The sequence below is a fragment of the Candidatus Hartigia pinicola genome, from assembly GCA_020541205.1.
Classification (GTDB): Bacteria; Pseudomonadota; Gammaproteobacteria; order Enterobacterales; family Enterobacteriaceae; genus Hartigia; species Hartigia pinicola.
The window spans coordinates 1,473,968-1,486,640 of the sequence record CP048208.1 but is presented as its reverse complement, the minus strand read 5'-3'; the positions used below and the strand labels follow the sequence as shown (position 1 = coordinate 1,486,640).

The following is a 12,673-nucleotide window of genomic DNA, read 5'->3' as shown; positions in this document are numbered from 1 at the left end:
ATTATTCTCGTCCCACTCTAATGGCGTTAACACGTATACCACGTTTTTTCTGTACTTCTATTGCGTTATATGATGATGAATTATTTGTGTTTGAATTTATTATTTTTGATGGTAACTCCTTTTGTTTTTCACTGTTGTTATGACGAGTATGTATAAGTTTTTCTAATTGAAGTACTAAAATACCTTGATTTTTGTCATGGGCAATAATTTTGTGTGTATTACTGAAAATACGTTCCATTGTATTAATATAGAGACATTCTCTGGTAATGGTAGGTGAGGAGCGATATTCTGATAATATTTTAGATAAACTTTCAACTTCACCTTTTGTTTTTAAAATAATACTAATTTTATCAGCTTTTGCCTCTTCGATGATTTTTTGTGCGTTACCTTTTGCTAATGGTAAAACTTCGTTACGGTATGCGTGAGCTTGACGAATTTTTTTTTGTTTTTCTTCTCTTGCGGAAATTACATCATCAAATGCAGCCTTAACATCTTCAGGTGGACGAGCAGACTGGAAGTTAACATCAAGTATAGTAATACCCATTTTATATAATGAAATTGTTTCTTCAAGATCTTTTTGTGTCATATCTCGAATAAAAGTACGATTTGTCGTCAATATTTGTTCCATAGCTAATTGACCAATGACACCACGTACTGCACTATCAAGTGCTTGGCGCAAACTGTTGTCAGGATTTTTAACATTAAATAGATATTCAGCAGGATTAGTAATACTATATTGAACATTCATTTCAACGAGGATTATATTTCCATCTGATGTTAATATCATGCCATTAGTCGCTTGTTCTCGAATTGTTTCAACATTGACCGGAGTAATATGATCAATCATGGTTGGCTTCCAGTGTAAACCAGGCCCTACAACATCATTATATTCACCAAAGCGCAATATGACACCACGGTCACTTTCCATAATAATATAAAAACCTGATCCAAACCATACAATTATAACTACAGCAATAATTAATATGTTAATACGCCAACTGATTTGAGATGATTGTTTATTATTGCCACCACTATTACATTTTTGATTACGAAACTTATTACTCAGATCACTCAAGAGATTGTCGAGATTAAAACTTTTACGTTTGCGATTATTTTTTTTTCCGCTAGAGTTGCCACTCTTATTGCTGCTCCCCCACGGATCGCGGTCTTGTCCGTCATTACCGGGCTGATTCCACGTCATGTGTTAGCTCCATATCTTTATGGTTAATGTTAAGTGAAGAGAAATAAATGACTGTTAATATCAATGTCATTTCTATCGTCATTTTAAAATGACATAACTACCTAATTAGTTGTTCCTTTTTATAAAAATATTACTAATTTAACTGTGAGTATGTATCTCAAGATTGATTAAATTTTTATCTTACTTTCTCATATAAATGTTAAAAGGTTTTAGATGAATAAAATTGGTATTTCAGATAATTGTTACTCGATAGTAAAATGTAATGCAATATATGTTTTTAATTTAAAAAGGTTGATTAATATTTGCAGAAATCACGGTATTAATATATTTTTCGCACATATTTAAACATGAAATATTTTTTGTTCCTAATTTATGTGAATAATTAGGGCAAAATTCTTTAGAATATTGCCTTAATTAACAATCAATAGTATTAAAAATTTATTATCTGAAATGTTTGTGCAATACTTTCAATCATGTCAATCGTTTGATCAAACAGTCATCTTCTAGATTAGTAATCTATAGTAATTATATTTCTTTACGAGTGTCTCGAAGAAGTTCCTTGCATTCAGAAAACTAATTATGTGTTAAATAGTGAATAAATTCAACTGTATATAAAAAATGTTCTTAGATTGTTTCTGTTAATTTATTTCAGTGTCTGTTACAAGTAGTTGATTAGTGGTTGAAATATCAGTAGTCGTGATTTAGGTTAAATAAATTTAATTTACTTAATGAATGTTACATATAACTAGTAACTACAGCTATTGGAATCTTGAGTGATTTCTCGATAAATAGTTTACCTTGAATTTTTAAATTTTATTGTGATGTAACATATACTGATTAATCTATTTTTAATAAAAAATAGTTTTATTTTTAATATTAGTATTTACTATAATTACCTAGCCTGTTTCTATCTTGTAATTATTTAAGATATGTGAATTCATTAACTCAGAAAATAGATAAAACAATCTAATTTTTTATTTGAACTTATAATTGCATGGTATGAATACACGTAATTTTAGAAAATGTATTTAAGCATATCTGTGCGTCAATAATATTGAATTAGAAAAATTTTTAAAATGACGATTTGATTTTGATCTTGAGAGTATTAGCAAATAACACGATTTTCATACCATTTTCTTAGATAATATTAATTATTTATTTAAATTTACTTTTCTAATATAATGTTTTAATAAAGACATTTATAATTGTTTTTTACTATTTTTAGTTATTCTATATTAAAAACTTACCGAGTACTTATGTTCTTCTAGATTTTATCTTTCGTTCCTTGAAAAATATATATTAAGACAATTATTTTTTATATTAATCTTATTAAATAAAGATATAATTTCTTAGGTTGTAAATGAATATACAAAGAAAAACACAGATAAATTCTCCTACCTATGTTTTCTTCAATTTTACTGTGCAAGCTGAATTACTCAGTAGGTTCGTGATGTTGCTGAGTAAAAGTGTTAATATGATAGTTGCTATTATTTTTACCACTTGCACCACCACTATGATGAGAAATAGGGCGAGCAGGAACTACAGTAGAAATCGCGTGCTTATAAAGCATCTGGCTCACCGTGTTTTTTAGTAAAATAACAAACTGGTCAAAAGATTCGATCTGTCCTTGTAATTTTATACCATTTACTAAATAAATTGATACAGGAACCTTTTCACGACGTAATGCATTCAGAAATGGATCTTGCAAAGATTGCCCCTTAGCCATTTTGTGTTTTCCTTATTTTATTATTTTTAAATAAGACCTTTATAATTTTAAAAAATTAGTTATTTAAAACATTGTACTGAAGGTTTTTAATTACATACATAAGTAATATTTTATATAGTAATACACTACTGATACTTTAAGTTATAATGGATATTACCATTATTTAGTTACTATTTAGTCACTTAAGTTACGTCAGTTTTTATATTATTCCTAAGATTATTTTAGGTTTTTATTTAAATGCGATTTGAATTATTGAAAGTGATAGTTTGCATAACAACTTTAAGTGCTTTCTTTGATTGTTCATTATCTAACCAATGAATGTTACCCCAGTTTCTTAACCAGGTCATTTGTCGTTTAGCTAGTTGTCGTGTTGCACAAAGTCCCTGATAAATCATCTCATTATACTGTATGTTTCCTTCTAAATATGACCACATTTGCCGGTATCCGACACAACGAATAGAGGGTAAATTAATATGTAAATCACTACGCTTATGAAGAGCACGAACTTCTTCCTCAAAACCTGAATCGAGCATATGATAAAAGCGTTTCTCAATACGTTGATGTAGAATTTTACGATTTTCAAGTGTTATAGCAAACTGAAAAACATTATAAGGTAATTTTTCACCCGTTATTTTCGTCATTTCAGTTAAAGTTTTTCCTGAAATGAGATACACCCCTAAAGCACGAGATAATTTTTGTGAATTATTAGGATGAATTCTAGCGGCGGCTAGTGGGTCGACTAATCCTAAACGTCGATGAATTTCAGACCATCCTTGTTTTTTTGCTATTAATTCAATCTCGGCATGAATATCAGGATCAGTAGAAGGTAACGGTGATAGTCCTTCTAGCAATACCTTGAAATAAAGCATTGTACCGCCTACCAGTAATGGAATTTTATCTTTAGCGATAATTTCATTCATTTCTTGTAATACATCTTGTCGAAAGTTAGCAGCAGAATAAGGTACTGAGGGATCAAGAATATCAATCAAGCGATGAGGAGTTTGGGTAAGTTCCTCTGATGTTGGCTTCGCTGTACCAATGTCCATACCACGGTAGATCAATGCAGAATCGACACTGATCACCTCTACTGGTAAGTATTGATATAAGGTGATTGCTAATGCAGTCTTACCTGAGGCTGTAGGCCCCATTAAGAATATGACATCCGGTTTTTTTGGAGTTACTAAAGTACTCATGCGTTAATATAGCTACTAGAGATTATCAATGAATGAACGATAATAATTTTAGTGAAGGTTTTTAATAAGTTGATAGAAAAGCAGGTTAAGTTCTTTGAACAACTGCACCACTTTTGCTTAACTTTAATTTTTTTATCATTCTCCTAGTGAAAGTTTGTACATGAATTATTTAATAAGATTAAAATAAATAATTATTTTTTTTCTGAGAAACAATCGAGAAAATTAGAAAAATTCAGAATAAATTTTAGATTTTTAATGGAAACGAGATTACATAAGTAATTGCCTCTTTATGAGAGCATCGTGTCTTTAATATTAAATAATGTCAACAGTTTATTGTTTTTCTTAACAATTATTATTCTAGTAGACTTAAGTGAGAACTGAAGCGGAGTTAATGACGTTTAAAATTTTAATATCTTACAATTAGACGAGAATTTCAGTAACCTCAAGAGGTAATGTGATTTTATTAAGGATAAGAAGATGAATTTTAATTAGGATTCAATTTATGTTATTTTTTTAAATAACGCGTGAAAATTTCTCTAAATAAGTAATTATTGATCTTTTTAGTCACTGATTAAAAAGAAATTATTGAGAGTTTAGCATTTCTTTCGTTAGAAATAAAAATTTATATTATTTATTTTTTAATAGAAAAACATTCATCTTTGATGGAGTAGTTCTTTTCCTCGATTATAATTTAACTAATAAAAGTTGAAATGAGTTTTTTTTGGATTTAAAGTTATTATTGTTTTGTTATGACTTTACAGTAATGGATAAAATTGAATCAGGTTATTTATATCTAGAAAAAAATATTAACTTTTATGTCTATGTGCATTTTTATGTAATGTGTATAGACGGTTATTATTTTTGGGGTGTAAACAAAATAGTTATTACTTAAAGAAGCATGATTGTTAGTGTATATATTATAAGCTTCATTTTTTTGAATTACTCGGTACAATTATATACTTAAATATGTTTTATACCTTGATACATAAACTAATATATTTGTTTTTAGATAAGAGAAGTTCCGCGTGTTTTATAGAGTAGACATTGAGATTAATTTATTGAAAATTAATAGTCCAATAGATTATATATTCTGCTTGTTATTTACTATGAAAGTGATTTTCATAATTTCGTTGAATGATTTCGTTAATTCACTGATTATAGCATAATGAGTCTATTTATATAATAATATTACATATTATTAATGGAGTTATTTAAAAACAATATTCTAGTATTTTAATAAATATATTAGTATTTTACCAAGAGCTCACTAGTATTTTTGTATAAACTTAATAGCACATTTGTAGCTTAATCAAGTTTAATTCTTTGTTTTATCATGAGGTGTACAAGTATTATTTAAATTCATCGTAATATTCAGAGGAGCAAGTGCTATATGTCAGATAATTTCATTAATATGACTAAATTTCATTTTCAGTTCGTATAAATATACTATGTATTGGTATATTATAAAATATATCAAGTATCTAAACTTGTGTATAGGTGAGAGAAGACATTGTTTTTACAACCACTGTCATATTTCATTTTTCAGTGAAGAGTTTCTATATGTATTACCTTATTGCATTGATTTTGAGGTCAAAAGAAAATAAGAAACAGAACTAATCTATTTACTAACGTTTTTTTATGAAACTCAGTGATTATAATAGCTTCAAAATTATCGATCGGTATTATTGTACTTGTAGTATGCCGATTTAAAGTATCTCACTTATTATTTTTTCACACTATTTTATTGTTTCGAATAGGAATTAATTTCATATTACTATCTTGAATATTAATTACTCTAACATTGATTCTATTTCAGTTAGTTTTTAATACGGATAATAAGATCTTGCGATGAATTCACTGGCCTAAATTTGATGGGCTAGTTGAGTCGATAATATCTATATTAACCTTCTTACCTTATCTTTTAATTTAGATAAGTTTGTAAAGGATTAGCAAGGAAATATTCTCTTAATCCTTGATGAATTGCTTCAACTATTTTTTTTTGATAACGGTTAGATTTTAGCAGTTTTTCTTCTATAGCATTACTAATAAAACCTATTTCAATAAGAAACGATGGAATATCAGGTGAACGTAATACGCCTAGACTAGCATGTTCCGGGCTACTTTTGTGAATATTTCCGATTTTCTTAAGTTGTTGAATAACTTTGAGGGCCATATTATAACCAACACGCTGAGAATGACCAAATTGCAGATCTAGCATAACTTTACTTAAATAAGGATCAGTTCTACTTAATACTTCTCCTACGCCTCCTAGTAGTTCAGATTGTTTTTTATGTTGTGTGAGCCAGTTACCTAATTCATTGTGAGCTCTACGATTAGAGAGTACCCAAATAGAAGCTCCACGAACGTTCCTGTTTGGTGCAGAGTCTGCATGGATAGAAATTAGCATATTAGCATCTTTCTTACGTGCGACATCAGAACGCTTTCTTACTGAAATAAAATAGTCACCATTGCGTGTTAGGACTGGTTTAAACATTGGATTTAACGCAAGATTTTTATATAATTTTCTAGCGATACTTAATGTAACATTTTTTTCAGAATAGCCATGATTACCAATTGCACCAGGATCTTTACCTCCATGTCCTGCATCAATAGCAATTATCACTTTTTTAGAACTCTGTAATGTTTTTTTATTTGTTTTAATTGGTGATAGTGCTACTGTTGACATTTTTATTTTAAGTAATTTATTTTGTGTTGATGGTAATGCATTTTTTTTAATAGCTCGCATTGATTTAGCTTTTTTATTTAAAGATACTGATTTTTTTTTAGTGGAAAAAAGACTAAATACAACTCGATATTGTCCAGAAACTTGTTTAAGAGAAGCTTGTATCTTTGCTGATTTGGATAATTCCAATACGATTCGTTTATTATTTTTATTCGGGGATTGACTAGTGCGTACTACTTTAACTAGATTTCCTGATGGTATTTTTATTGGTAATTTAATAATCTTAACATTTTGTTTGATGTCAATGACAAGTCGTTCTGGTGAATGTAAAGAAAAATATTTATAATCAGGCCTACCATTTGAGATAGTTAATGTGATCTGTGCTTTTGAAAGATGATAATCAACGTGAATATCTGCTCTAGTAGTAGCTTGCACTACTTGAGATAGAAAGCATAAAGATAAAGTTATTAAAATACATAAGAAGGAAAATATACTTTTTTTTATGATATTCATTGCTAATGTGTTCATCATGAGTAAAAGTTTCCTTAAATTACTTGTCATTTTTCTAACAACGATTCTTCGTTTTTAGAGAAAGCAATCAATTCAGCTTGACGTCCTTCATATTGGCAAGTAAGGTAAATCTCAAGATCTGCTTTGGGTAAAAAACTTTGACCGTTCTGCGGCCATTCTATTAACCAGATAGATTCTTGTGAAGAATAGTCTCTGATTCCAATAAAATCTAGCTCTTCTGGAACGACTAAGCAATAAAGATCAAAATGAAAGATATTCTTATCAAGAAAGTAATAAGATTCAACTAATGTATATGTTGGACTTTTAACATGCCCTTCATAACCTAATTTTTGTAAAAAACCACGGCTAAATGTTGTTTCCCTGTTCCTAGATCGCTATATAAATTAATAATAGCTTTTTTTTACAGAAACTTGCAATCATTTTACCTAGCGAAACAGTTTTCTCTTCACTTTCGAGTTGTAAAATCAGTTTTTTCATGGATTATGTAATTAAATTAATAAGAAAATAGATCAACGATATTATTAGAAATAATAGCAATCTATAATTGTTATATTTTTTTGTTTATGTTATAGAATTCTTTAAACGGAGACGTAGAATAAATAACATATATTTAATATCATTTAAGATAAATTATATTAAATAAGTAATAAATAAAGTATGATTATCAATCGATAATAATAAAATAAATATCAATATCAATTAGATAACTAAAATATTTAATCTTTCCTTAATAATTAATTATAGAGAGATTAAAGTATTAGGGTATATATATTAAGAGTACTTATGATAATTCAATAAGATATAATAGTATTCTTGCTTACTGTAAATTTTTTAAAAAATTTCATCAAAAGGCTTCTAGGAATTCATTTTCTTGTAAAAATTAATGTCTGCAATGGAGGCTTTTTATTTGAAGAACCTATACTTTACAATTTTATTACATAAATATCACCATAGTGATATAGAATAAGTATATCGACATGGTATATTAAGATCTAGAATTAATGAATAATATTTTAGAACTTGATATGTCATTAATATGTGTATGAATGATTGTGATACAAAAGTATACATTTCCAGAAGGATAATTAACCTTAACATAAGCCGCCTTAATTTTATATACTAAGCTGATGATATTTTTAAAAAATATGAAAAATCTGAACGATCATATTTACGTATGTTCTTAGAACATACTTTTTTAAAATTTTATTTTATTATGTGAATTATTCTTAAATTTAGCATGTTATTTCATTGCAAAAAAGATAATTAAGGAGACAATAGCTATGTTAATTTTAATCAGTTCAGTTACATTGTGATTTTTTTAAAAATTATTGAATATTTGTTCCACGCTATAAACACAATAAATTCTAGATTGACAATTTAAAGATTATATGAAAAATTTTTTAAATTCTTCCGTATTTAGTAATATTTTCAGCTAAGTTAATCCACAGTTGATGGCTTTATCCCGAAAGTAGTCTAACATTGATGAGATAGCATTCATTATGTTTTGTTATTGTAGTAAAAATAATTATACCTAGTATACAATATACATTTTTGAAAATGTTTTATTGATACAATTGTTATTTCAACATATTTGTTACGTATGAAAGGAATGTTGATATAGTCTCATTAGCTAGTTAGTTGTTTGTTTGTATTTTAGTTTTTTCTGACTATAGTGCTCTATATTCAATTAGTAATTGTTATCACAATTTATCATTTAATATCAAAACTTTTTATCTATATTATATAATAATCTTTTATGAGTTTATATAGGGGTTTAAACTCTTGCGTTTATTAATCATTACTACAGTTTTATAAGCATGCTGATCTGTTACAAATAAAATATCTCATCATATTAATACTTGTTGTAATAGGTTTGACTTCATTGTTAATGATGTTTTAAAGTATATAATATTTTACTATTATTATTTACTTGTTTTGTAAACAATACCATTTAGTCAGTTTGAATCAAAACTGTTTATAGGGTAAATAAATACAAAACCTACAAATATATGACAATATTTAATTTTCTAATAGTAAGTGTATTTGCGACCTGTAAGTATTTACTATTTCACTATTTCATGATTTCATTTATTTAATACTTCTCAATATATGTAATTTTTGTAGATATATGTTAATAGAATATATGAAAAGAATTACGTTTGAAGTAAGATTTTAAATAACTCCTATTATGATGTTTAAGAGTGAAAAAATTTTCTTGTAATTATGTTTGTGATACTCAGTATAGTTATTATGTATTTTTAATAAAGGACGTGAAGTTTATTATTCAATCTATAGTAGTTAAGACTCTTATTAGAATTACTAAATCTGTCATTGAGATTATATTAGTATTATTAAATAATCAAATATGTTCAATTTAAATAAATATTAATCATGAACATATTAACAGATTTTAATGCGCTTCATCCCAGTTATTTCCGACATATGCATTAACTTTTAATGGTACATCAAGTTTTATGGTTTGCTTCATTAATTCACAAACTTTTTGTGTAACTTTATCAATTTCAGATTCTTTTACTTCAAAAACCAATTCATCGTGCACCTGCATCAACATATCAGTTTCAAGTTTTTCTGCCTTTAACCAGTTTTCTATTGCTATCATTGCTTTTTTGATAATATCTGCTGCAGTACCTTGTATTGGTGCATTGATGGCTTCTCGTTCTGCAGTGTTGTAATGTATTCGATTGGTAGATGTAATGTTTGCAATATATAATCGACGACCTTCTAAAGTTTCAACATAACCTTTTTCAGAAGCTTGATTACTTGTATTTTTCATATAACTTAGTACACCGGGGTAACGTTCAAAATAGAGATCTATATAACGTTTTGCTTCACAACGTGCAATAGATAACTGGCGAGATAATCCAAAAGCACTCATGCCATAAATTAAACCAAAATTAATTATTTTTGCACTATGTCGTTGTTCATTAGTTACATCATTAATTGACAGATCAAAGATCTCAGCAGCAGTAATTTTATGAATGTCTTTATCTTCAGAAAATGCATGTAACAACCCTATATCTTGTGATAAATGTGCTATAATGCGAAGTTCGATTTGAGAATAGTCTGCGGACATAATTTTATATCCTTTACGGGCGATAAAGGCTTGGCGAATCTGGCGTCCTGCTTCTGTTCTGATTGGAATGTTTTGTAAGTTAGGATCACGTGAAGATAAGCGGCCGGTTACAGTAACAGCTTGCTTATAAGAAGTATGTACACGCTGGGTTTTTGAATTGATCATTAACGGCAATTTATCTATGTAGGTTGATTTTAGTTTTGAAAGATTACGGTATTTTAACAATAATTTAGGCAATGTATGGTACAGTGCAAGTTGCTCAAGAACGTTTTCATTAGTTGAAGGTCGCCCAGTTGGCATTATCTTTATAATAGGCAATTTTAGTTTTGTAAATAAAATGGTCTGTAATTGTTGTGGTGACCCAAGATTAAATTTTCCCCCTGCCAATTCAAAGGCTTCTTGTTCTAGTTTCATTAAACTCTTCTGAATTTCTTTAGATTGTGAGGCTAAAAGAGTAGCATCAATTAATACGCCTTTACGTTCCATTTTTATTAATATAGGTACTAATAGCATTTCAATATTTCGGAAGATTTTAGCTAGCTTTGGCTTTGCTTCAAGCTTAGGGAAAAGAATTTTATGTAGTAATAAAGTTACAGCGGTATTTTCTGCTGCATAATTTGCAGCTTTTTCAAGGGTAATTTTGTTAAATGTTAGTTGTATTTTATTCTTTCCCGCGATGTCTTCAAGAGAGGTTGTTTTATAATTCAAATGACGTTTAGCAAGAATACTAATATTATCATGCTCCATAACTGCTAGATTGCTTAATATGTAGGACTCTAGCATAATATCAAATTCAATACCTTGAAGTTTAATGTTATAGTTTTCTAAAATTTTTGCATGATTTTTTAAATTTTGACCAATTTTTAATATTTGTCTGTTTTCCAGTATTGGCTTTATTGCAGTCATCACTTTATCTATAGGTAGCTGAACAGGTGCATTAATATAGTCATGACCTATTGGTAGATAGGCTGCATGACCTGGCTTTATGGAAAATGATATCCCAACTAAACGCGCTTCTTGTCTGCTTAGACTATCTATTTCAGTATTAAAAGAAAACATTGGAGCTGACGCTAGCTTTTCTAACCAACGCTCAAAATCTATGTTTTTTAAAATTATTTCATAATTTTTTGTATTTAGTGTTGGTTGAGTGATAACAGTGGATTGGATATTTTTTTCAACAGTATTTTCTAGTAGAGTCGTACTATTGTTTCGTGTGCTATTCATCCAAATTCCACTTTCAATATTTGTTAGTAAGCGTTTGAATTCATAACGACTAAATAATTGATAAAGTTTATGAGTATTTAATTCTTTTACCGCAAGTTCTTTATAGCTTTTTTTAAGATGAATATCTGTTTTAATAGTTGCAAGTTGATAAGAAAGAAATGCTAATTCACGATTTTTTTTCATTTTTAGAGCTAAGGTTTTTGAACCTCTAAACTTTAAAGCTGCAATATTATCCAAAGAGTTATAGATTTTTTCTAAATTTCCAATTCCTTTCAATAGTGACAATGCTGTTTTTTGACCAATTCCCGGAACACCTGGAATATTATCTGAAGAATCGCCCATTAATGCAAAAAAATCAATGATTAACTCAGGTGGAACACTATATTTTTTTTCAACTTCTTTAGGGTCTAGGATTGTATTATTCATTGTGTTAATTAAAGTAATATGTGGATCAACCAGTTGCGCCATATCTTTGTCATTCGTGCTGATTAATACGGGTATATTTTTTAGACTAACTTGTTGTGCAAGTGTACCGATTACATCGTCAGCTTCGACACCTGAAACTACTAGCAATGGTAGTCCCATTGCTTTAATTATTTTATGTAAGGGCGCTACTTGTTCTTGGAGATCATTAGGCATGGGAGGGCGATGGGATTTATAACCATGAAACAGTTTATCACGAAAGGTTTTACCCTTTGCATCAAAAACAACAGCCATATGACTTGGTTTGTATTGTACAAGTAAGCTACGTAGCATGTTGATCACGCCATACATTGCTCCGGTTGATTCACCAGCAGTATTAGTCATTAATGGACATGCATGATAAGCACGGTATAGATAAGATGAACCATCTACTAAAATAAATGGGTTTTCTGCTATTTTAGTCATAATCTCTCATCATCATTGTGATTGGAATGAATATTGATAGCATGCCATAATATATATTTAGATACACGTGTTCTTTATATTTTATTATTTATTTTAGTTTAAAATTTTAATTCGTAAAATATATTATTTATGT

General features: G+C 28.4%; 5 protein-coding genes and 1 pseudogene. All 6 read right to left on the bottom strand.

Annotation, left to right across the window (positions count from 1 at the left end):
• Window position 1 precedes the first annotated feature (1 nt).
• The 6 genes and pseudogenes from hflK to polA all read right to left on the bottom strand — a co-directional run bounded on the left by hflK (window position 2) and on the right by polA (window position 12,540).
• A complete protein-coding gene (gene hflK / locus GFV14_RS02765; RefSeq protein WP_457914148.1) occupies window positions 2-1,201 on the bottom strand; it encodes an FtsH protease activity modulator HflK in 1,200 nt (399 codons plus the stop codon).
• Window positions 1,202-2,633: 1,432 nt separating this feature from the next.
• Entirely contained in the window at window positions 2,634-2,927 is a 294-nt protein-coding gene (gene hfq, locus GFV14_RS02760) for an RNA chaperone Hfq (protein ID WP_457914147.1), read from the bottom strand.
• 233 nt (window positions 2,928-3,160) lie between these two features.
• Window positions 3,161-4,120 carry a tRNA (adenosine(37)-N6)-dimethylallyltransferase MiaA gene (miaA, locus tag GFV14_RS02755; protein WP_457914145.1) on the bottom strand — a complete coding sequence of 320 codons (960 nt, stop codon included), beginning with the start codon at window positions 4,118-4,120 and terminating at the stop codon, window positions 3,161-3,163.
• A gap of 1,921 nt (window positions 4,121-6,041) precedes the next feature.
• A complete protein-coding gene (locus GFV14_RS02750; RefSeq protein ID WP_457914144.1) occupies window positions 6,042-7,334 on the bottom strand; it encodes an N-acetylmuramoyl-L-alanine amidase in 1,293 nt (430 codons plus the stop codon).
• Between the two features lie 26 nt (window positions 7,335-7,360).
• Window positions 7,361-7,811 (bottom strand): annotated as a pseudogene (gene tsaE / locus GFV14_RS02745) (tRNA (adenosine(37)-N6)-threonylcarbamoyltransferase complex ATPase subunit type 1 TsaE).
• 1,933 nt (window positions 7,812-9,744) lie between these two features.
• A complete protein-coding gene (gene polA, locus GFV14_RS02740) occupies window positions 9,745-12,540 on the bottom strand; it encodes a DNA polymerase I (protein WP_457914143.1) in 2,796 nt (931 codons plus the stop codon).
• Window positions 12,541-12,673 lie beyond the last annotated feature (133 nt).